Below are 21,702 nucleotides of genomic sequence, written 5' to 3' on the forward strand. Positions count from 1 at the left end.
AACACAGGTGAACAACACGCCGCTGGCCGGCACCCCGCAACGTGGGGTGCCGGCCAGCGGCGTCTGCGACCAGCCAGAAACTAAACCCGGAAGCCAGCCGCCCGAGCCGCCTGCCTCTCCCGGCGCCGCTCCCCGCGCCGACGCAGGAACCAGAACAGGAACGCGACGAACCCGATCAGGAACGCCACCACCAGCACCGGCAGCAGGATCGCCACCACCGACATGACCGCGCTCGTCGCGTCCTCGGCGGTGCTGGCGACGGGCGCGCCGAAGCCGGCGGTGGTCGCGTTGATGACGGGGCGGGCCGCCGACTTGAGCACGTGCACGCCGAGCGCGATCAGCACGCCGACCACGACCGGCACCCACTGGTGCGAGGAGAAGAAGCTGTCCGGGTCGCTGACCGTGACGGTCTGCGAGCTGGATCCGGCGCCGAAGGCCAGCCCGCCGGCGGTCGGCCGGACCACCGTCTGCACCACGTCGTTGACGTGGTCGACCACCGGCACCTTGTCCGCGACCACCTCGACGGCGAGCAGCACGGAGAGGATCACGATGATCCAGCCGTTGCCGAGCCACTGCCAGCCGTTGGGCAGGTCGACCAGGTCGGTGTAGCGCGCCAGCAGACCCATGAGGAGCAGCGGGATGTAGGCGTTCAGGCCGGCCGAGGCGGCGAGGCCGGAACCGGTGAGGACTTCGAGCACGATCTCAATATCGCACCGGTACGCCAGTGGCGCTCGTCGGCGGGCGCCAGGTGCTCGGCTACCCTCGTCCGGTGCGGTTGGTGATTGCGAAGTGCTCGGTGGACTACGTCGGACGGCTCTCGGCGCACCTGCCGCCGGCCACCCGGCTGCTCATGGTGAAGGCGGACGGCTCGGTGTCGATCCACGCGGACGACCGCGCGTACAAGCCGTTGAACTGGATGAGCCCGCCGTGCCGGCTGGAGGAGGCCCCCGGCGTGTGGCGGGTGGTCAACAAGGCCGGCGAGGAACTGCGGATCACCCTTGAGGAGATCTTCCAGGACACCTCGTACGAGCTGGGCGTCGACCCGGGCCTGCGCAAGGACGGCGTCGAGGCGCACCTCCAGGAGCTGCTCGCCGCCAACCCGGCGACCCTCGGTGAGGGCTTCACGCTGGTCCGGCGGGAGTACATGACGGCGATCGGCCCGGTCGACCTGCTCTGTCGCGACGCGAACCAGGGTGCGGTCGCGGTCGAGGTGAAGCGGCGCGGCGAGATCGACGGGGTGGAGCAGCTCACCCGCTACCTCGAACTGATGAACCGCGATCCACTGCTCGCCCCGGTCACCGGCGTCTTCGCCGCCCAGGAGATCAAGCCGCAGGCCCGGGTGCTCGCCACCGACCGGGGCATCCGCTGCGTGGTGGTCGACTATGACAAGCTGCGCGGCATCGAGCGCGACGAGCTGACCCTGTTCTGAGGTGCCCCGCCCCGGGGGGAGCCACCCGGGGCGGGGAAGTCAGCGCCGGCCGTACATCAGCTCGGCGGCCTTGACCAGGCGGGCGACGTCCGCCGGGGTGCGTTCGAAGGTCATCGACGGCAGCAGCGAGCGGGCCCGGCGGCGGGTGATCGCCTTGGCCCGGCCGAACTCGCGCAGCCCGTCCTCGCCGTGGATGCGGCCGAAGCCGGAGTCGCCGACGCCGCCGAACGGCAGCGTCGACATCCCGGCGAAGGTGAGCGTCGAGTTGATCGAGGCCATCCCGGAGCGCAGCCGCCGCGCGACGGCCACCGCCCGCCGCCGGCCGAACACCGCACCCCCGAGGCCGTACGAGAGGGCGTTGGCCCGCTCGATGGCCTCGTCCACGTCGCGTACGCGGTTGACGGTCAGCGTCGGGCCGAAGGTCTCCTCGCGTACCGCGGCCGAGTCCTCCGGCACGTCCACCAGCACGGTCGGACGGACGTACGGCGGTTGGACCGCGTCGGGGCCGCCGAGCACCGCCCGGCCGCCGCGTGCGACGGCGTCGTCGATGTGCCGGCGGATGACGTCGAGCTGGGACGGCATGGTGATCGGGCCGATGTCGGCGCCCTCCGGGCCGACGGTGAGCCGGTCGGCCTTCGTCACCACCTTGTCGACGAACGCGTCGAAGACCTGGTCGACGGCGTAGACCCGCTCGATGCCGATGCAGGTCTGGCCGGCGTTGGTCAGCCCGCCCCAGACGCACGCCTCGGCGGCAGCGTCCAGGTCGGCGTCGACGTCGACGATCATCGCGTCCTTGCCGCCGGCCTCCAGCAGCACCGGGGTGAGAGTCTCCGCGCAGGCGGCCATCACCTTCCTGGCGGTGCCGGTGGAGCCGGTGAAGGCCACCTTGCCGACCCCGGAGCGGCACAGGGCGGCGCCCACGTCGCCGAGGCCGTGCACGGCGGTGAAGACCGGCTGCTCCGGTGCCACCTCCGCAAAGCGGTCCACCAGCCACTGCCCCACTGCCGGGGTGTACTCGCTCGGCTTGAACACCACCGCGTTCCCGGCCGCCAACGCGTACGCGGCGGAGCCGATCGGGGTGAAGACGGGGTAGTTCCACGGGCCGATCACGCCGACCACCCCGTACGGCTGGTATTCCAGGTGACCGGTGAACTCGGCGAGGATCAGCCGGGAGCGGACCCGCCGCGGCCCGAGCACCCGCCGGGCGTTGCGGGCGGCCCAGTCGATGTGCTCCAGCGCGGTCAGGATCTCCACGACGGCGTCCCCGACCGGTTTGCCGCCCTCGGTGTGCACCAGCTCGGCCAGGTCCTCGATCCGGCGTGCGATCACACCCCGCCAGCGCAGCAGTCGTTCCCGCCGGCCGGTGAAGCCGAGCCCGGCCCACCACTCGCCCGCGACCCGGGCCTGCTCGACCGCGCCCCGCACGTCCGCCTCGGTCGCCACCGGGAAACGCCCGGCTTCGGCACCGGTCGCCGGGCTGGTGGAGACCAACCGGCCGTCCTCGATGACCGGGGTCCCCGGGACATGCACAGCCGTCATAACCGAAGTCTAGACCCGAGCGTTACTCATCGGTAGGTGCCGGCCAGGTCGTAGCCTGCCCTGGTCGAGCCCGTCGACGGGCCGTGGAATCGACGGAGGTTACCGGCGGCTGAACCGGCAACACCCCCCCGAACCGGCGAACGGGAGATAACCGGCCGGGGTCGCGGGTGTGACCGGGCGGTGGTGGGAGCGATTACGGTGAGATGGCAGGCTGACGCCGGGGCCACAGTGGGGTGGAGGTCGACTGTCGATGGAGGAGCATCCGGAGCTGATGCCGCTGCTGACGGTGTCGGGCGGGGCGATGCGCGGGCTGAGCTTCCGGGTCGGCCGGGACCCGCAGGTGATCGGTCGGGCGCCGACCGCCGACCTCGTGCTGGCCGACCCGCACCTGAGCCGTCGGCACGCCACGGTCCAGCTGACCGTCGACGGGGTGTGGCTGACGGACCTCGGCTCGACCAACGGCACCTGGCTCAACGACCAGCCGATCACCGGCAGCGTGCAGATCGCCGACGGGGACGTGATCCGGATCGGCCGTACCGACCTGCGGTTCTTCGACCCGGGCGTGGCCCGGACCGACCCGGTCGGGATCAACTTCACCCTCCCGCGCCGGGACCACCGGCCCACCCTGCCGCTGCCCGTTCCGCCGGCGCCGCGTCCGCAGGTGGAGCCGCTCGGAGGCGCCCTGCCGCTCCCGGTCGACACCCGCAGCTGACGTCCCGAACGCGTCGCGCCCACCGCTGACGCCAAGGCGTCGGCGTCCACAGTTGACGCTCGCGCCGTGTCTAGGGCCGGCGTTGCCCCGGCGCGCGGCCACACCCGACGGCGGCCCGAGGTGGCGGCCGGACACATGGACCGGCCGGCCCGGCCGTGGCAGCATGCGCGAATGCGGAGCGAGCGGCAGACCATCCAGGCAAACGGCATCACCCAGGCGGTCCGGGTGGCCGGCCCGCCGGACGGCGTACCGGTGCTGCTGATCCACGGCAACGTCTCGTCGTCCGCGTTCTGGGAGCCGTTGCTCCGCCGGCTGCCGGCTACGCTCCGCGTCGTCGCTCCCGACCTGCGCGGGTACGGCGACACCGCCACCGTGCCGGTCGACGCCACCCGGGGCCTCGGCGACTTCGCCGCCGACGTGACCGCCCTGCTCGACGCCCCCGGCCTGTTCGCGCCCGGTGCCCGGCCGGTGGTCGTCGGGCACTCGCTGGGCGGCGGGGTGGCGATGCGGCTGCTGGTCGACCGTCCCGATCGGGTGGCCGGCCTGCTGCTGGAGGCGCCGGTCTCCCCGTACGGCTTCGGCGGCACCCGGGACCTCGACGGCACGCCGACCACGCCGGACTTCGCCGGGACCGGCGCGGGTGGCGCCAACCCCGACTTCGTCGCCCGGCTCGCCGCGCAGGACCGGGGCGCGGACGGCCCGACCAGCCCGCGCACGGTGCTGCACACGGCCTACGTGGCCGACCCGGCGTCGCTCGGGGAGGACGAGGAACTGCTGCTGGACAGCATGCTCACCACCGCCACCGGGGACGACAACTACCCCGGCACGGCGGTCGCCTCGCCGCAGTGGCCGGGCACGGCGGCGGGGGAGCGCGGGGTGCTCAACGCGCTGGCGCCCAGGTGGTTCCGGGTGGCGGAAGAGCTGGTCGCTGTCCCGGTCAAGCCGCCGGTGACCTGGGTACGCGGCGACACCGACGTGATCGTCTCGGACACCTCGCTGTTCGACCTGGCATACCTGGGGTCGCTCGGGGTGGTGCCGGGCTGGCCGGGTGCGGCGGACTGCCCGCCGCAGCCCATGGTCGGCCAGACCCGGGCGGTGCTGGACCGGTACGCGGCGGCCGGCGGGACGTACCGGGAGGTGGTGCTGCCCGGCTGCGGCCACAGCCCGCACGTGGAGCGGCCGGCCGAGTTCGTCGCCGAGCTGCTGGCGCTGGTGGGGGCGCCGGCGGAGGTATGAACCGCCCGGACCGTGAAATATCCCACCGCGCCTCGACAACGGAACGTCACGTGGCAGACTCGCGCGCATAACCTTAGTGGCCGTTCATGTGCGGCCGCGCGGAGCGGACAGGGGAGGCCGGTCGTGGCGCGCGAGTTCACCCGGGTGGGCGTGGTGGGTCTGGGCACCATGGGTGCCGGCATCGTCGAGGTGTTCGCCCGCAACGGCATCGACGTGGTGGCCGTGGAGATCTCCTCCGCAGCCCTGGAGCGCGGCCGGGTCACCCTCACCGGCTCGACCGACCGGGCGGTGGCCAAGGGCAAGCTCGCCGAGGCCGACCGGGACGCCCTGCTGAGCCGGGTCGACTTCCAGGTCGGGCTGGACGCGCTGCACTCGGTCGACCTGGTCATCGAGGCCGTGCCCGAGCACCTGGACCTGAAGCAGCGGATCTTCGCCGAGCTGGACCGGGTCTGCAAGCCCGAGGCGATCCTCGCCACCAACACCTCCTCGCTGAGCGTCACCGAGATCTCCGTCGCCACCACCCGGCCGAACCAGGTCATCGGCATCCACTTCTTCAACCCGGCGCCGGTGATGAAGCTGGTCGAGGTGGTCCGCACGGTGGTCACCTCCGCCGACGTCGTCGCCGACGTGGAGGCGCTCTGCGAGCGGCTCGGCAAGGTCGACGTGACCATCAACGACCGCGCCGGCTTCATCGCCAACGCGCTCCTCTTCGGCTACCTCAACCACGCGGTGAGCCTGGTCGAGGCGCGGTACGCCTCCCGCGAGGACATCGACGCCGCGATGAAGCTCGGCTGCGGCCTGCCGATGGGTCCGCTCGCCCTGATGGACCTGATCGGCCTGGACACCGCGTACGAGATCCTGGACACCATGTACCGGCGCGGCGGCCGGGACCGCCGGCACGCCCCGGTGCCGCTGATCAAGCAGATGGTCACCGCCGGGCTGCTCGGCCGGAAGTCCGGCCGCGGCTTCTACACCTATGAGCGGCCGGGCTCGCCGAAGGTCGTACCGGACGAGCAGACGCCGGTGACCACGGAGGCCGCGCTCGCCGACGGCGCGCGGGCTATCGCCAAGGTCGGCATCGTCGGCTCCGGCACCATGGCCACCGGCATCATCGAGGTCTTCGCCAAGGCCGGGTACGAGGTCGTCTCCGTGACCCGGGGCGCGGAGAAGTCGGCGAAGGTCTGCGAGGCGGTCAAGACCTCGCTGAACAAGGGCGTGGTCCGGGGCAAGCTGAGCGACGAGGAGCGGGACGCCGCGCTGGGCCGGGTCACCTGGTCCGCCACCCTGGACCACCTCGCCGACGTCGACCTGGTGGTCGAGGCGGTGGTCGAGGAGTTGAGCGTCAAGAAGGCCCTCTTCGCCAGCCTCGACGAGATCTGCAAGCCGGGCGTGGTGCTCGCCACCACCACCTCCTCGCTGCCGGTGATCGACGTGGCGATGGCCACCCAGCGCCCGGCCGACGTCATCGGCCTGCACTTCTTCAACCCGGCGCCGATCATGCCGCTGGTGGAGATCGTGCAGACCATCCGAACCTCGGCGGAGACCACCGCCACCGCCCGCGCGGTCTGCGCGGCGCTGGGCAAGACCGGTGTGGTCTGCGGTGACCGGTCCGGCTTCATCGTCAACGCGCTGCTCTTCCCGTATCTGAACGACGCGGTGAAGATGCTGGAGGCGAGCTACTCGACCGCCGACGACATCGACCACGCGATGAAGCTCGGCTGCGGCTACCCGATGGGCCCGTTCGAGCTGCTCGACGTGGTCGGCCTGGACGTCGCGCTGGCCATCCAGCGGGAGCTCTACCTGGAGCTGCGCGAGCCGGGCTTCGCCCCCGCGCCGCTGCTGGAGCACCTGGTCACCGCCGGCTACCTCGGCCTCAAGAGCGGTCGCGGCTTCCGCGACCACACTCACCGCTGACCGGGTCAACACCGGGCGCCGGTGACGGCGTCTTGAGGGTGTGACCTTCGAGGAGTACGTCGGCAGCCGCGGCCCGGCCCTGGTGCGCCTGGCCCGGCTGCTGACCGGCGACGAGCACCGCGCCGAGGACCTGACCCAGGACGTGCTGGCCCGCGCGTACGTGCACTGGCGGAAGATCGCCGGGGCCGACCGGCCCGACGTGTACGTGCGGCGGATGCTGGTCAACGCCAACAGCTCGTGGTGGCGGCGGCGGTCCAACCGGGAACTGGCCGTGGACACCTTCGCCGAGCGGGCCCACCACGGCGATCTCGGCGGCGAGGCGGCCGACCGGGACGAGATGTGGCGGCTGATCCTGGCGCTGCCCGACCGCCAGCGCGCCGTGCTGGTGCTGCGCTACTACGAGGATCTGGACGACACGACGATCGCCCAGATCCTCGACTGCTCGCCGGTCACCGTCCGCACCCACGCGATGCGGGCGCTCGCCCACCTCCGGGAGCGCTGCGGCGTCCCGACGATCAACGGGAGCCGGCCGTGACCGACCTCGACCAGCGGATCATCTCGGCGCTGCGGGAGCACGCCGCCGGGGAGATCGACACCCATCGACTGTTGGGCGCCTCGCGTGCCCTCGGTCGCCGCCGCCGGCGCCACCACCGGGTCGCCGCCGGCACCGCGCTGGCCCTCGTCGGCGTGCTCGGTTTCGCCGGGGTGGCGACCACGGACGTGGGCGGACTGACCGGACGGCTGCCGTGGGCGGCCGCCACGCCCACCGTCGCCGCGCCGGTGCCACCACGCGCCGACGGGGTGCCCGGTGCCGCGCAACGCCCCGACCTGGTCGGCACCGACACGCAGGTGCTGCACCTGGGCGTGGACACCCGCCGGGCCCGCTACCTGAGCTGGGCCGTCTACGGCGCGAACCAGGTCGAGTCGATCCGGTTGAGTGTCGGGGGCGGACCGCCGGTCCTGGTTGAGGTGAGCCGCTCCGCGCAGGAGGTCGACGAGCTTCTGCTCGATGGCCGCCCCATCGAGCAGGCCGTGGTCCCGGTGACCTTCGACGGCGTCGTCCGGCAGTTCCGCAACGGAGCCGGCGGTCTGGTCAAGGCCTGGCAGCCCGTCCCCGGCCTGTACGCCCGGGCGAGCATGCTCGGCGACACCGATCGGGGCATGCTGGCCAAGGCCGTGAACGCTCTCCGCTGGGGTGAGGCACGCCGGTGCGACGCGCCCCTGCGGCTGAGCGCGCTGCCGGCGGGTGCGAGAGTGGTCAGCTGCTCCGTCGACGCCCACGCCTTTCCCGGGGGTCTCAACGTCGAACTCACCCTCTACCGGGAGCCGTCGGCGACCATGTGGGTGCGGTTGCAGTACGGGGCGCAGATTGCGGCCGACCGCGACGAGAGCAACCGCACGGTGGGTGGCCGTCCCGCCTACCTCTATCCGGGCGGCACGACGCTCGAACTGCTCGGCATTTCGAGAGCACACCTGACCGCCGACTTCGGCTGGCCGATGCCAGGGATCGACCCCTCCAAGGACCACCCGGGCTTCACGGAGGCCGACGCGACGAGCGTGCTGGCCGGGGCGCAGGTGGCGAAGGACCTGACCGACCCGGAGACCTGGGAGTGAGGGTGCCACTGGCCGGACCGCCCGTCCCGGGGCGGTCCGGCCGGCGGACCGTACGCTTGGTGACCGTGAGCCCCCGTCGCAACCGCCCCCGCCGGGACGAGACCACCCGCCTCGACTCCGACCGGGCACGCGAGGGCGCGCCCACCGTCCAGCAGTGGCGCGACGGCGACTGGCAGGTACGCGGGATCAGCGGCGGGGCGTCGGTCAAGACGTACCGCTGTCCGGGCTGCGACCAGGAGATCCGCCCCGGGGTGCCGCACCTGGTGGCCTGGCCGGCCGACGAACGCGGTGACCTCACCGACCGGCGCCACTGGCACAGCGGCTGCTGGGGGGCCCGGGACCGGCGCGGGCCGAACCTCCAGCGGGGCCGCGGCGCCCCCCGGTACGGCTGAGCGATCTGGATCACCCTGTTTCCGCCCCGGCGGGCGGCGCGAGCGGCGGCGCGGGAGACTGGAACGGTGAGCACACCGATCCGTGCGTCGTCGATCCTGCCCGGCCACCGGGAGGACATCGAGCTGCACACCGCCGACGGCTTGACCCTGGTCGGTGAGCTGGCCCGCCCGCTGGACCGGGAACCGGCCGGCACCCTGGTCTGCCTGCACCCGCTGCCCACCCACGGCGGGATGATGGACAGCCACGTGTTCCGCAAGGCCGCGTGGCGGCTGCCCGCGCTGGCCGACCTGGCCGTGCTCCGGTTCAACACCCGGGGCACCAGCAGCGTCCGGGGCACCAGCGAGGGTGCCTTCGACAGCGCGGTCGGCGAGCGCTTCGACGTGGCCGCCGCCGTCGAGTACGCCGAGTTCCACGAGCTGCCGAACATCTGGCTGGTCGGCTGGTCTTTCGGCACCGACCTGACGCTCAAGTACGGCTGCGACCCGGCGGTGTCCGGGGCGATCCTGCTCTCCCCGCCGCTGCGCTTCTCCGAGCCCGCGGACCTGACCGTCTGGGCGGAGTCGGGCAAGCCGCTCACCGCCCTGGTGCCCGAGTTCGACGACTACCTCCGCCCCGAGGAGGCCCGGCAGCGTTTCGCGGCCGTGCCGCAGGCCGAGGTGGTCGGGGTGCCCGGCGCCAAGCACCTCTGGGTCGGCGACGCGGAGACGGTGCTCGACGAGATCGTCCGGCGGGTCAACCCGGCCGTGTCGGTGCCGCTGCCGACCACCTGGGACGGCCCGATGGAGACCGGCGACGTCAGCGCGTACGCCGACCGGACGGTGGCCGCCTTCGCCGACACCCCGGTCCCCGGTCCGCAGCAGCGCCGGGCGGGCTGACCCCCGCCGTCACCGGGACTCCTGGCGGGGCAGGACCACCTCGCGGAGGATCAGCTGGAGCGCGGCCACCGTGGGGATCGCGATCAGCGCCCCGACCACGCCCAGCAGCGACACCCCGAGCAGCGCGGCGAGCAGCGCCGCCACCTCGTTGACCGAGACCGCCCGGCGCATGATCTTCGGGTAGATCAGGTAGTTCTCCACCTGCTGGTAGACCACGAAGAAGACCACGCAGGCGATGCCGACCCCCAGGTCGGTGGCGAAACCCACCAGGCTTACCACCACCGCGCCCAGGGTCGCGCCGATCTGCGGGATCAGGTCGGTCACCGCGACCACCACGGCCAGCGCGAAGGGGTACGGCAGCCCGACGATCAGGGCGAAGACGAACGTGCTCGCCCCGGCCAGCACCGCGATGGCCAGCGCCCCCACCATGTACGCGCCGACCCGGGTCAGGATCTCGTCGCCGATCAGGCGCACCCGCGTCCGGCGGGTGCGCGGCACCAGCGCGTACCCGAGGTCGCGCAGCTTGTCGAAGTAGGCCAGGAAATAGATCGTCAGCACCAGCACCGTCAGTGCCCGGAAGAGGGTGCCGAAGATCAGCTGCGCCCCGCCCAGGACGCCACCGAGGGCCCGGCCGATGGTGTCCGCGTTCGCCGCCGCCCGGACCCGTTCCATCACGTCGTACCGCTCGATGAGGTCGTTGACGGTCTCGTTGCGGCGTAGCTCCTCGACGTAGCCGGGGAGGTGTGCGATGAACTGGCCGGACTGGGTCACCACCGGCGGCACGAGCGCCAGCAGCCCGCCGACGATCAGCAGCAGCACGGTCAGCGTCACCACCGCCACCGCCAGCCCGTGCGGCAGCCCCCAGCCGCGCAGCCGGACGACCGCCGGGTGCAGGCCGACGGCGAGGAAGATCGCGATGACCACCAGCACCAGGATGCCGGCGGAGTTGCGTACGGCCAGGAAGACCGCGTACGCCAGCAGCACGCCGAGCGCCCCGGTGAAACCGACGAGGAAGCTGCTGCGCCGCAGCGGCTTCCCCGGTATGCCGAACCGTCCGCTCGGCTCGAATTCCGTCGGCTCGGTTGCCACGTCGACGGCGGTCCGCTCGGACTCGTCCGCCGGCTCGTCCTCGGGGCGCAGCGCGTCCAGCGGGTCGTTGTCCTCGGGACGGGCGTCGCCCGCCGGCCCGTCCTGCGCCAACCCGACCTCCCCGGATCCCGCTCCGGCGCACGGCGCCGGACGCCTCCCGCACCCGCCCACGAACTGGAGCGGGGCTCTCCCTGCCCGGAGGGTAGCGGTAGGTGGACGTGACGGCCATCCCGGTGCGGGGCCACCCCGCTCCCGGCCTCGTCCGGTCAGTCGGACTCGACGGTGACCGTGCTCGGCTTGGCGGTGCGCTCGTCGGTGGTCGGCTTGGTCGGGCGCTTGCCGTTCTCGCCGGTGCTGGTGATCTTCGTCGGGGTGGCGCCCCGGCCGCCCTCGCCCGGCACGGCGGCCACGGTCGGCTCGCCGTCCACCCCGGCGGCAGCACCGCCCCCGTCCACGGTGGTCACCGGCTCGGCGACCGGCTTCGCGCTCCCGGCCCCGGTTGCCGGCTCGTTGGTCGCCGGCTCCTTGGTCGCCGGGGCCGACTCGCCGCCGGTGGGGGCGACCGCCGCGGTCTCCTTCGCGGCTGCGGCGGTCTCCTTCGTGGGCACGGGTGCCGTGCCCTTGTCGGCCGCCGGGGCGCCGCCCGCCGTCGGCGCCGGGCCGGCGTTGCCGCCGGGCGTGGCGGGCAGCCGGTCCGGGTCGACGGGGGTGGCGGCGAGGCCGCTCCCGTCGGTGGTTGCCGTCAGCCGCCGCTCGGCGAGCTCGCGCTGGAGGTCGTCGGACTCCTGGCGGGACTTCCAGGTCTCGGTCCGCAGGTCGGCCAGCTCCTGCTGGGCCTGGGCGATCTCCAGCATCACCTGCGCGAGCTGCTGCCGGCCGGCGGCCACCTCCTGCTGCGTGGCGGCGAGGTGCTGCTGGGTGGTGGCCAGGTGCTGCTGGGTGGTGGCCGCGTACTCCTCGAACTGGCGGCGGGAGGCGGCGACGTGCTCGTCGGCCTTGCGGCGCTTGTCGGCGGCGTCCGCGTCGGCGCGGCGCAGCAGCTCGGTGGCCTCGACCTTGGCCCGTTGGCGCATGGTGACCGCTTCCTGCTCGGCCGCCTGCCGGATCGAGTTGGCGCCCTGCTCGATCTCCGCGCGCTTGGCGGCGTACGTCTTCTCCAGCTCGTCGTGCCGCTTCTTGTGCTGCGTGTCGAGCTCGTCGCGGCGTTTCGCGAACTCCTGCCGGATCGAGTTGGCGCCCTGCTCGATCTCCGCGCGCTTGGCGGCGTACGTCTTCTCCAGCTCGTCGTGCCGCTCCTTGTGCTTCTTGTCGAGCTCGTCGCTGCGCTTCGCGTACTCCTGCTCGGCGGCGGCGCGGCGCCTGGCGAACTCCTTGTCGGCCGCATCCCGCCGGGAGTTGACCTCCTTCTCCACGCCGGCCCGCCAGGCGCCCAGCTCCTGCTGGGTCTGAGCGCGGGCCGACTGGACGTACGCCTCGGTCTCGCTCCGCGTCCGCTGGACGTATGCCTCGACCTCGGCCCGGCTGCGCTTGCCGGCCTCCTCGGTCTCGCTCCGCACCCGCTGGACGTACGCCTCGACCTCGGCCCGGCTGCGCTTGCCGGCCTCGGTGGCCTCGGTGGTGAGCCGGTTGGCCTCGGTCCGGGCCCGGCTCCGGGTCGCCTTCGCCGCCTCCTCCGCGTCGTCGACGATCTTCTTGGCCTCGGCGAGTGCCTTGGCGTGGGTGGCCCGGCCGGCCTCGGTCGCGGTGTCGGTGAGGCGCTTGGCCTCCTGCTGCGCCTTGGCGTGCACCTCCTTGGCCGCTTCGCGGAGCTGGGTGGCCTCCTGCTGGGCCTTGGCCACCGTCTCCTTGGCCGTTTCGCGCAGCCGGGTGGACTCCTGCTGGGCTCGGGTGTGGATCTCCTTGGCGGTGTCCCGCAGGTGGGTGGCCTCCTGCTGGGCCTTGGCCAGCGCCACCTCGGCGTTCCGGCGCAGCTTCTCGGACTCTTCCTTCGCCGCCTTGAGGGCGGCGTCCGCCGCGGCCTTGCGGGCGGTGGTGTGCCGTTCCTCCTCGGCCCGTCGGGCGGAGAGGGCGATCTCGAAGTCCTTGAGGGCCTGGGCGGACTGCTCCCGGGCCTCCTCGACGATGTGCTCGGCGGCCGCTCGGCGGGCCTCTATCTCCTCGTTGGCGGCGGCCACGATGTCGTCGGCCTGCTCCTCGGCCATGATGAGGATCTGCTCGACCCGCGGGCCGAGATGCCGGAACGAGGCCCGGTCGACAACGCCCACCTGCTTGCGCACCTGGGCGAGGTCGCGTTGCAGGACCTCCACCTGGCCGGCCAGCTTGTGGATCTGGGCGTACGCCTGCTCCCGCTCGGCCGCCAGCGCCGTGATCTCGTGCTCCGCGCGAGCGACGTACCGGTCGACCTGTCGTTTCTCGTATCCCCGCAGGGCGGACTCGAAGCTGGGCTCCGTAGCCACGTCCCCGCCGAGAGCAAACAGTTCCTCGCCGTGCGACATGCCCCCATCCTCACACGCATCAGGCCCTGCTGGGGCGATACGGACGCCCCTGATGGGACCTACTTCACCGAGGTATCGAAAAGGGGCGGGAAAGCGCCACGGCGCGGGGTGCACCGGTCACCCGGTGTCACCCCGCGCCGTGGCTCATGCCCCGTTGCGGGTGGTGCCTACTTCGCCGACTCGGCGGTGGCCTTTTCCTCGGCGCCGTCGGCCTTGGCCGCCTCCGCCTTGGCGCCCGCCGGCACGCCCGGCACGATGCCGGCGAGACCGGAGAGCATCTGCCCGAGCTGGGAGGTGACGGCGTCCTTCTGCCGGGTGAGGTCCTCGACCTCGCGCCGGGCCGCCTGGGTGGTCAGCTCCGCCTCGGTGCGGGCCTCGCTGAGCAGGCGCTGCGCCTCGGCCCGTGCCTCGTTCAGCGTCTTGTCGGCCAGCGCCTTGGCCTTGTCCACCGTCTCGGTGGCGGTGCGCTCGGACTCCACCCGGCGGGACTCGGCCCGCTGCTCGATCTCCTTGGCCCGCTCCTGGGCCGCCCGCGCCCGCTGCTCGGCCTCGCTGACCAGCTTCTGGGTCTGCGCGACCTGGGCGGCGTGCCGCTCCGACTCCTCGCGCTCGGCCTTCTCGCGCCGCTCGGCGAGCTGGAGCTCCAGGGCCTGGAGGTCCTTGTCGCGCTTGTCCCGCGCGTCGGTCAGCAGCTTGGTCGCCTCGGCGCGCTTCTCCTCGGCCTCCCGGGCGGCCTTCGCCCGCTGCTGGGTGATCTCCCGCTCGGCGGTGGCCCGCAGGGTGGCGACCTCACGCTCGACGGTGGACTTCAGCTCGGCCACCTCGTGCGCGGTGACCGTCCGCAGCTGCTTGGTCTCCCGCTCGGCGTCGGCGCGCAGGGTCTCCGCCTCACGGCGGGCCTGCACCCGGACCTCCGCGGCCTCCCGCTCGGCGGCGGTACGGACGCCGCCGGCCTCCCGCTCGGCGGTGGCCTTCATCGCGGCAGCCTCGGCGCGCGCCTTGTCGGTGATCTCCCGTGCCTCCAGGCGGGCGGCGGAGAGGATGCCCTCCGACTCGCGCTTGGCCTCGTTGCGGTGGTCGTTGGCCTGCTCCTCGGCCAGCCGGAGGATCTGCTCGACGCGGGTGCCCAGGCCGGAGAGCGTCGGCCGGCTGTTCTCCTCGAGCTGCTTGTTGGTCTCGGCGAGCTTCTGCTCGAGGGTGCCCTGGCGCTGCTCGGCCTGGCGGAGCCGGCGCTGGGCGTCGTTCATCCGCTGCTCGGCCTCGGCCCGGGCCTGCTCGGACTGCGTCAGCGCGGCGCTCAGCCGGCCGATGAAGTCGTCGACCTGACCCTTTTCGTATCCGCGCAGGGTGACCGTGAAATCTGGCTGGGAGTTCGCGTTGTCGAAGAACGCAAGCGGGGAGGAGTGCTGCTGGGGCATTGGGACATACTGGCAGACGCCCCAGGGTGCTTCGCAAGAGCGGTGCGCCGCTTTCGTGTCCTCATTACATGGTCATCTTCGGGCCCCGGAGCGGGACCGGACCAAACGGCGATCTTGGCAGGTCCCGGGCGGGTCGGGCGGCCCACGGCGTGAGCGCGAAAAGGGCCGCCGGGCGATGCCCCGCGACCCTTTGCCGGGCATCGGGCGAATGGTGCCCCGGACGATGGAAAGGCAATGCCGCCTCGCCGCAATGGCCGTGCCGGGATCAGCCGGACGGCTCAGTGCCCGCGGAACCGGTTGATCGCCGATTCGTGCCGGGCGCGCCGCTCGGTGTCCCGGACCCCGAGGCCGTCGGTCGGGGCGAGGCACCGTACGCCGACCTTGCCCTGGTGCGCGTTGCGGTGCACCTCGTACGCGGCCTGGCCGGTCTGTGCCAGCGGGTAGGTCCGCGACACGGTCGGGTGGACCCGGCCCAGCGCCACCAGGCGGTTGGCCTGCCATGCCTCGTGGTAGTTGGCGAAGTGGCTGCCGACGATCCGCTTGAGGTGCATCCAGAGATAGCGGTTGTCGTAGTGGTGCTGGTAGCCGCTGGTGGAGGCGCAGGTGACGATGGTGCCGCCGCGCTTGGCGACATAGACGCTGGCGCCGAAGGTCTCCCGGCCGGGGTGCTCGAAGACGATGTCCGGGTCCTCACCGCCGGTCAGTTCCCGGACGCGCTCGCCGAAGCGGCGCCACTCGTCCGGGTCCGGGGTCTCCTCGTCACGCCAGAAGCGGAAGCCCTCGGCGGCTCGGTCGATGACCAGCTCGGCGCCCATCCGCCGGCACAGCTCGGCCTTCTCGGGCGAGGAGACCACGCAGACCGGGATCGCGCCGCCGTTGACCGCCATCTGGGTGGCGTAGCTGCCGAGGCCGCCGGAGGCCCCCCAGATCAGCACCACGTCGCCCTGCTTCATGTTCGCCCCGTGGTGGGACACCAGCTGCCGGTAGGCCGTGGAGTTGACCAGGCCCGGGCTGGCCGCCTCCTCCCAGGCCAGGTGGCGCGGCTTGGGCATGAGCTGGTTGGCCTTGACCACGGCCAGCTCGGCCAGGCCGCCGAAGTTTGTCTCGAAGCCCCAGATCCGCTGCTGCGGGTCGAGCATGGTGTCGTCGTGGCCGGCGGCGTCCTCCAACTCCACCGAGAGGCAGTGCGCGACCACCTCGTCGCCGGCCTTCCACCGGGTCACCCCGGGGCCGGTCCGCAGCACCACACCGGCCGCGTCGGACCCGACCACGTGGTACGGCAGGTCGTGCCGGCGGGTCAGCTCGGAGAGCCGCCCGTAGCGCTGCAGGAACCTGAAGGTCGGCAGCGGCTCGAAGATGCTGGTCCAGACGGTGTTGTAGTTGATCGCGCTGGCCATCACCGCGACCAGCGCCTCACCCGGGCCGAGTTCGGGGGTGGGCACCTCCTGCAGGTGCAGCGCCTTGCGCGGATCCTTGTCCCGGGTGGCCATGCCGTCGAACATCCGGGTGTCCTCGGCGCGGACGACCACGCCCCGGTAGCTGTCCGGCACCGGCAGGCCGGCGAGGCCGGCGAGTTCCCGTTCCGGCTGCGCGGAGCCCTCCGCCGCCATGATCGCTTCGAGGATGTCCTGCACGGTGACCTCCCGATCGTCCGCCCCGCGCCAGGGCAGGGGTGCTGCCATCGTCGGCGCCGGTGCGACGGGACCGCCATGTCGGCAATCGACACATCCGGCACCGGTCGCGCTCCGGTGGGGCGGATGTTACTTAACGGTAGCTAGGGTCGGAAGTCTCCTGTGAAAAACTGCATCGACCGATGCGTGGAGGTGTCCGCGGGAACGGTGAAACGCGCATTGCCGCACGCCGTCCCGCAGCTGAGGGAGGGTCCCTGGCGACAACGAGGGACCCTCCTCGCAGGGCTCAGTGGGTGGCGGCGGGCTCGACCAGCTCGACCAGCACGCCGCCGGCGTCCTTCGGGTGCACGAAGTTGATCCGCGAGTCGGCGGTGCCCCGCTTCGGGGTCTCGTAGAGCAGCCGGACGCCCCGCTCGCGCAGCGTGGCGCAGGCCGCGTCGATGTCGGCCACGGTGTACGCGACCTGCTGCACACCCGGCCCGTTGCGGTCCAGGAACTTGGCGATCGTCGAGTCCGGCGACAGCGGGGCGAGCAGCTGCAGGCAGCCGCCCTCCGTGGTCGGGCCGACGGCCAGCATCGCCTCGCGGACGCCCTGTTCGGCGTTGGTCTCGACGTGCACGCAGCGCATCCCGAAGGTGCGCTGGTAGAAGTCGATCGCGGCATCCAGGTCGGCCACGGCGATCCCGACGTGGTCGATCCGGAGCAGGCCGACGCCTGTGACATAGTCGGCAGCGGGCTCGGCGGGGGAGTTCTCAGCCATGGCGCTAGTCTGACCGAACAATCGTTAAGGCGTACAGGTCGGCACCCCCCTCGGAGGCAGGCATGGCTTCGGTGATCGTCAGCGGCGCGCGGACCCCGATGGGGCGACTGCTGGGCAACCTCAAGGATCTCCCGGCGACCCGGCTCGGTGGCGTCGCGATCAAGGCGGCCCTGGAGCGCGCCGGCGTGACCCCGGACCAGGTGCAGTACGTGATCATGGGCCAGGTGCTCCAGGCCGGCACGGGCCAGATCCCGGCCCGCCAGGCGGCCGTCGAGGCGGGCATCCCGATGTCCACCCCGGCGCTGACCATCAACAAGGTCTGCCTCTCCGGCCTGGACGCCATCGCCCTGGCCGACCAGCTCATCCGGGCCGGCGAGTTCGACATCGTGGTGGCCGGCGGCATGGAGTCGATGACCAACGCCCCGCACCTGCTCCTCGGCCAGCGCACCGGCTACAAGTACGGCGACGTGACGATCAAGGACCACATGGCGCTGGACGGCCTCAGCGACGCCTGGGACTGCTGCTCGATGGGCGAGTCGACCGAGCGGCACGGGGCGAAGCACGGCATCACCCGCGAGGAGCAGGACGCCTTCGCCGCCGCCAGCCACCAGCGCGCCGCCGCCGCCCAGAAGAACGGGCACTACGCCGATGAGATCGCTCCGGTGGTCATTCCCCAGCGCAAGGGCGACCCGCTGGTGATCAGCGAGGACGAGGGCATCCGCCCGGACACCACGGCCGAGTCGCTGGCCAAGCTGCGGCCCGCGTTCACCAAGGACGGCACGATCACCGCCGGCAGCTCCTCGCCGATCTCGGACGGCGCCGCCGCGGTGGTCGTGATGAGCAAGGCCAAGGCCAAGGAGCTGGGGCTGACCTGGCTTGCCGAGATCGGTGCGCACGGCAACGTGGCCGGCCCGGACAACTCCCTGCACTCGCAGCCGTCCAACGCCATCAACCACGCGCTGAAGAAGGCCGGCCTGACCGTCTCCGACCTCGACCTCATCGAGATCAACGAGGCCTTCGCGGCGGTCGGCATCCAGTCCACCCGGGACCTGGGCGTCAGCCCGGAGAAGGTCAACGTCAACGGCGGCGCCATCGCGCTCGGCCACCCGATCGGCATGTCCGGCGCCCGGCTGGTGCTCACCCTGGCGCAGGAGCTCAGGCGCCGGGGCGGCGGCACCGGTGCGGCCGCGCTCTGCGGCGGCGGCGGCCAGGGCGACGCGCTGATCATCCACGTGCCGTCCGGCGGTGAGTCCGCGCAGTGACCGACGAGAACAGCCTGGCCGGGGCCGCCGGACCGGTGCGCCGGAGTCGGGACGTACCGATGCTGGTGGAGCGGGCCCGCGCGGGTGATCCCCGCGCGGTGGCCCGGCTGATCACCCTGGTCGAGTCCGGCGACGAGGTGCTGCCGCAGGTGGCGGCGGCGCTGGCGCCGTACAGCGGGCACGCCCAGGTGGTCGGCCTGACCGGATCGCCGGGGGTGGGCAAGTCGACCACCACCAACGAGCTGGTCCGGGCGCTGCGGACGCGCGGCCACCGGGTCGGCGTGCTGGCCATCGACCCGTCCAGCCCTTTCACGGGTGGGGCGATCCTCGGCGACCGGGTCCGGATGCAGGACCACGCCACCGACCCCGGGGTCTACATCCGTTCGATGTCCAGCCGCGGCCACCTCGGCGGGCTCTCGGCGGCGACGCCGCAGGCGGTCCGGGTGCTGGAGGGCGCCGGCTGCGACGTGGTCCTGGTGGAGACGGTCGGCGTCGGGCAGGCCGAGGTCGAGGTGGCGTCGCTGGCCGACACCACCCTGGTGCTGCTCGCACCGGGCATGGGCGACGCCATCCAGGCGGTCAAGGCCGGCATTCTGGAGATCGCCGACGTCTTCCTGGTCAACAAGGCCGATCGGGACGGCGCCGACGCCACCGTCCGCGACATCCAGGGCATGATCGCCCTGGGCGAGCGCGGGCCGGGCGAGTGGCGGCCGCAGGTGGTCCGGTCCATCGCCGTGCGCGGCGAGGGGATCGACGACATCGCCGCCGCGATCGACAAGCACCGCGACTGGCTGGAGCGGCACGGCGAGCTGCGCCGCCGCCGGGAGGCGCGGGCCGCCGCCGAGATCGAGGCGATCGCCCTCGGCGCCCTCCGGGCCCGGATCGGTTCGCTGCGCGACGGTACGCAGCTGCCGACCCTCGCGTCCAAGGTGGCCGAGGGCGCGATCGACCCGTACGCTGCCGCCGGCGAGCTGTTGGCCCAACTGGGGGCCTGACTGGTCCACTGCGGACCTCGCCCAACTAGTACGCTCGCACCGCCTCATGGCGGTCGTGGGGCGGGACGAGTGGGCGGGTAGAGCATGGCTGACGAGGCGACCCAGGAGCTGTCGGTGACGCCGGACGCGGTGGCGGGCGGCGCGACGCAGGTCTCCGACGAGGTGGTGGAGAAGATCGCGGTGGCCGCCGCGAAGTCCGTGCCCGGGGTGGCCGAGCTCGGCGGTGACGTGGCCCGCTTCTTCAACGCCGTGCTGGACCGGGTCGGGCTGGACCAGCTCGGCGACGCCCGGCGGGGCTGCACCGCCCATGTCACCAACGGCGCTGCGGTGATCAACCTGGTCATCGTGATCGACGGCGGCCGGTCGGTCCCCGAGGTGACCGACGCGGTCCGGTCCGCGGTGACCGCGGCCGTCGAGGCGTACGGGCTGCGGGTCGACGAGATCAACATCCGGGTCGACGACGTGGCCCTGGGCGGGCCGGTGGCACCGTCGGCCTGAGTCGGGTTACCGGCCGGTACGCACATCCTTAGCGATCGTTCAGGCACCCGTTCTACACTCGGTCTTCAGGTCGAGGACTCGAGGAGGAGCTCCGCGCATGGACGCCGACGAGATCGCCGCCGGTCGGGCCCGCTGGCAGGCCCGCTACGACGCCGCCCGCAAGCGGGACGCGGACTTCACCACGCTCTCCGGGATGACCGTGGAGCCGGCGTACGGCCCGCCGGAGGGCGTGGCGTACCCGGGCTTCGAGCGGATCGGCTGGCCGGGTGAGTTCCCGTACACCCGGGGGCTCTATCCGACCGGTTACCGCGGGCGGACCTGGACCATCCGGCAGTTCGCCGGCTTCGGCAACGCCCAGCAGACCAACGAGCGCTACAAGATGATCCTCGGCGCGGGCGGCGGCGGGCTCTCCGTCGCGTTCGACATGCCGACCCTGATGGGGCGCGACTCCGACGACCCTCAGTCGCTCGGTGAGGTCGGCCACTGCGGCGTGGCGATCGACTCGGCCGCCGACATGGAGGTGCTCTTCGGCGGCATCGACCTGGCCGGCGTGACCACCTCGATGACCATCTCCGGCCCGGCCGTGCCGGTCTTCTGCATGTACCTGGTCGCCGCCGAGCGGCAGGGCGCCGATCTGTCCACCCTGGACGGCACGCTCCAGACGGACATCTTCAAGGAGTACATCGCGCAGAAGGAGTGGCTCTTCGACCCCGAGCCGCACCTGCGCCTGATCGGCGACCTGATGGAGTACTGCGCCCGGGAGATCCCGAAGTACAAGCCGCTGTCGGTCTCCGGCTACCACATCCGGGAGGCCGGCGCGACCGCCGCGCAGGAGCTGGCGTACACCCTGGCCGACGGGTTCGGCTACGTCGAGCTGGGCCTCTCCCGCGGGCTGGACGTCAACGTCTTCGCCCCGGGCCTGAGCTTCTTCTTCGACTCCCACGTGGACTTCTTCGAGGAGATCGCCAAGTTCCGGGCCGCCCGCCGGATCTGGGCCCGCTGGCTGCGCGACGTCTACGGCGCCACCAGCGAGAAGGCGCTCTGGCTGAAGTTCCACACCCAGACCGCCGGGGTGTCGCTCACCGCCCAGCAGCCGGTCAACAACGTGGTGCGGACCGCGGTGGAGGCCCTGGCGGCGGTGCTGGGCGGCACCAACTCGCTGCACACCAACGCCCTGGACGAGACCCTGGCCCTGCCCACCGACGAGTCGGCCGAGATCGCCCTGCGTACCCAGCAGGTGCTGATGGAGGAGACCGGGGTGACCAACGTGGCCGACCCGCTCGGTGGCTCCTGGTACGTCGAGGCGCTCACCGACCGGATCGAGGCCGAGGCGGAGGAGATCTTCGCCCGGATCCGGCAGCTCGGCGGCGACGGCCCGCACAAGATCGGCCCGATGACCTCGGGCATCCTGCGTGGCATCGAGGACGGCTGGTTCACCGGCCACATCGCCGAGTCGGCCTTCGCCTACCAGCAGGCGCTGGAGAAGGGCGACAAGAAGATCGTCGGCGTCAACTGCCACACCGGCACCGTCGCCAAGGACCTGGAGATCCTGCGCATCTCGCACGAGGTGGAGCTGGAGCAGCGCCGGGTGCTCGCCGAGCGCAAGGGTGGCCGCGACGACGCCGCGGTCAAGGCCGCCGTGCGGCGCATGGTCGAGGTCAGCCGGACCGGGGAGAACATGATTCCGGCCATGCTGGACGCCGTCCGCGCCGAGGCGACGCTGGGCGAGATCTGCGACGCGCTGCGCGCCGAGTGGGGCGTCTACCGCGAGCCTGCCCGCTTCTGAGTCGCCGCGCCGGTGCCGGGACGTCCGGCACCGGCGCCGACCAGGCGTGAGAGTTG

The 21,702-nt window shown here is 72.6% G+C and carries 19 protein-coding genes; 12 read left to right on the plus strand and 7 right to left on the minus strand.

Going from position 1 to position 21,702, the window contains the following annotated elements; all coding sequences use genetic code 11:
- Positions 1-80 precede the first annotated feature (80 nt).
- Positions 81-698 carry a DUF4126 domain-containing protein gene (locus tag ACNAVT_RS16110; protein ID WP_416297062.1) on the minus strand — a complete coding sequence of 206 codons (618 nt, stop codon included), beginning with the start codon at positions 696-698 and terminating at the stop codon, positions 81-83.
- Between the two features lie 71 nt (positions 699-769).
- On the opposite strand from ACNAVT_RS16110, the gene nucS reads away from it, so the two are divergent.
- The gene (gene nucS / locus ACNAVT_RS16115) at positions 770-1,429 is read left to right on the plus strand and encodes an endonuclease NucS (RefSeq protein WP_416297064.1); all 660 of its coding nucleotides are present in this window, start codon (positions 770-772) and stop codon (positions 1,427-1,429) included.
- Positions 1,430-1,468: 39 nt separating this feature from the next.
- Here nucS and ACNAVT_RS16120 read toward each other — a convergent pair whose 3' ends face one another.
- On the minus strand, positions 1,469-2,968 hold the full coding sequence (locus ACNAVT_RS16120; protein ID WP_416297066.1) for an aldehyde dehydrogenase family protein: 1,500 nt from the start codon (positions 2,966-2,968) through the stop codon (positions 1,469-1,471).
- Between the two features lie 250 nt (positions 2,969-3,218).
- Between ACNAVT_RS16120 and ACNAVT_RS16125 the strand changes: the two genes are divergently transcribed.
- The 7 genes from ACNAVT_RS16125 (at position 3,219) to ACNAVT_RS16155 (ending at position 9,712) form a co-directional block, all read left to right on the plus strand.
- Positions 3,219-3,680 (plus strand): FHA domain-containing protein, encoded by a 462-nt coding sequence (locus ACNAVT_RS16125; RefSeq protein WP_416297068.1) that lies wholly within the window; start codon positions 3,219-3,221, stop codon positions 3,678-3,680.
- 171 nt (positions 3,681-3,851) lie between these two features.
- The gene (locus ACNAVT_RS16130; RefSeq protein WP_416297070.1) at positions 3,852-4,916 is read left to right on the plus strand and encodes an alpha/beta fold hydrolase; all 1,065 of its coding nucleotides are present in this window, start codon (positions 3,852-3,854) and stop codon (positions 4,914-4,916) included.
- Positions 4,917-5,039: 123 nt separating this feature from the next.
- Positions 5,040-6,830: a 3-hydroxyacyl-CoA dehydrogenase family protein gene (locus tag ACNAVT_RS16135; RefSeq protein WP_416297072.1), complete on the plus strand. Its 1,791-nt coding sequence runs from the start codon at positions 5,040-5,042 to the stop codon at positions 6,828-6,830.
- 40 nt (positions 6,831-6,870) lie between these two features.
- A complete protein-coding gene (locus ACNAVT_RS16140) occupies positions 6,871-7,365 on the plus strand; it encodes a SigE family RNA polymerase sigma factor (RefSeq protein ID WP_416297074.1) in 495 nt (164 codons plus the stop codon).
- Complete coding sequence (locus ACNAVT_RS16145; protein WP_416297076.1) at positions 7,362-8,444, plus strand: hypothetical protein; 1,083 nt, start codon at positions 7,362-7,364, stop codon at positions 8,442-8,444. Before ACNAVT_RS16140 ends, ACNAVT_RS16145 begins: the two co-directional genes overlap by 4 nt.
- A 65-nt stretch (positions 8,445-8,509) precedes the next feature.
- Positions 8,510-8,836 carry a hypothetical protein gene (locus ACNAVT_RS16150; protein ID WP_416297078.1) on the plus strand — a complete coding sequence of 109 codons (327 nt, stop codon included), beginning with the start codon at positions 8,510-8,512 and terminating at the stop codon, positions 8,834-8,836.
- A 66-nt stretch (positions 8,837-8,902) separates the two neighbouring features.
- On the plus strand, positions 8,903-9,712 hold the full coding sequence (locus ACNAVT_RS16155) for an alpha/beta hydrolase (RefSeq protein WP_416297080.1): 810 nt from the start codon (positions 8,903-8,905) through the stop codon (positions 9,710-9,712).
- Between the two features lie 9 nt (positions 9,713-9,721).
- On the opposite strand, the gene ACNAVT_RS16160 is transcribed toward ACNAVT_RS16155, so the two are convergent.
- From ACNAVT_RS16160 to mce, 5 genes are all read right to left on the minus strand, one after another.
- On the minus strand, positions 9,722-10,801 hold the full coding sequence (locus ACNAVT_RS16160; RefSeq protein ID WP_416297302.1) for an AI-2E family transporter: 1,080 nt from the start codon (positions 10,799-10,801) through the stop codon (positions 9,722-9,724).
- 266 nt (positions 10,802-11,067) lie between these two features.
- Positions 11,068-13,296: a hypothetical protein gene (locus ACNAVT_RS16165; protein ID WP_416297082.1), complete on the minus strand. Its 2,229-nt coding sequence runs from the start codon at positions 13,294-13,296 to the stop codon at positions 11,068-11,070.
- A 167-nt stretch (positions 13,297-13,463) separates the two neighbouring features.
- Positions 13,464-14,714 (minus strand): cell division protein DivIVA, encoded by a 1,251-nt coding sequence (locus ACNAVT_RS16170; protein WP_416297084.1) that lies wholly within the window; start codon positions 14,712-14,714, stop codon positions 13,464-13,466.
- 278 nt (positions 14,715-14,992) lie between these two features.
- Positions 14,993-16,348, minus strand: coding sequence for a crotonyl-CoA carboxylase/reductase (ccrA, locus tag ACNAVT_RS16175; protein ID WP_416297305.1), 1,356 nt, complete (start codon positions 16,346-16,348; stop codon positions 14,993-14,995).
- A gap of 283 nt (positions 16,349-16,631) precedes the next feature.
- Positions 16,632-17,105 (minus strand): methylmalonyl-CoA epimerase, encoded by a 474-nt coding sequence (gene mce, locus ACNAVT_RS16180; protein ID WP_416297087.1) that lies wholly within the window; start codon positions 17,103-17,105, stop codon positions 16,632-16,634.
- A 62-nt stretch (positions 17,106-17,167) separates the two neighbouring features.
- Between mce and ACNAVT_RS16185 the strand changes: the two genes are divergently transcribed.
- From ACNAVT_RS16185 to ACNAVT_RS16200, 4 genes are all read left to right on the plus strand, one after another.
- Positions 17,168-18,367 (plus strand): acetyl-CoA C-acetyltransferase, encoded by a 1,200-nt coding sequence (locus ACNAVT_RS16185; RefSeq protein ID WP_416297090.1) that lies wholly within the window; start codon positions 17,168-17,170, stop codon positions 18,365-18,367.
- Positions 18,368-18,426: 59 nt separating this feature from the next.
- Entirely contained in the window at positions 18,427-19,362 is a 936-nt protein-coding gene (gene meaB / locus ACNAVT_RS16190) for a methylmalonyl Co-A mutase-associated GTPase MeaB (RefSeq protein ID WP_416297307.1), read from the plus strand.
- Positions 19,363-19,446: 84 nt separating this feature from the next.
- Positions 19,447-19,860 (plus strand): Asp23/Gls24 family envelope stress response protein, encoded by a 414-nt coding sequence (locus tag ACNAVT_RS16195; RefSeq protein ID WP_416297092.1) that lies wholly within the window; start codon positions 19,447-19,449, stop codon positions 19,858-19,860.
- Positions 19,861-19,957: 97 nt separating this feature from the next.
- Entirely contained in the window at positions 19,958-21,646 is a 1,689-nt protein-coding gene (locus ACNAVT_RS16200) for an acyl-CoA mutase large subunit family protein (protein WP_416297094.1), read from the plus strand.
- Positions 21,647-21,702: the final 56 nt, after the last annotated feature.

This window comes from Micromonospora sp. SL4-19, assembly GCF_047921475.1.
In the GTDB taxonomy this organism is placed as follows: Bacteria; Actinomycetota; Actinomycetes; order Mycobacteriales; family Micromonosporaceae; genus Micromonospora.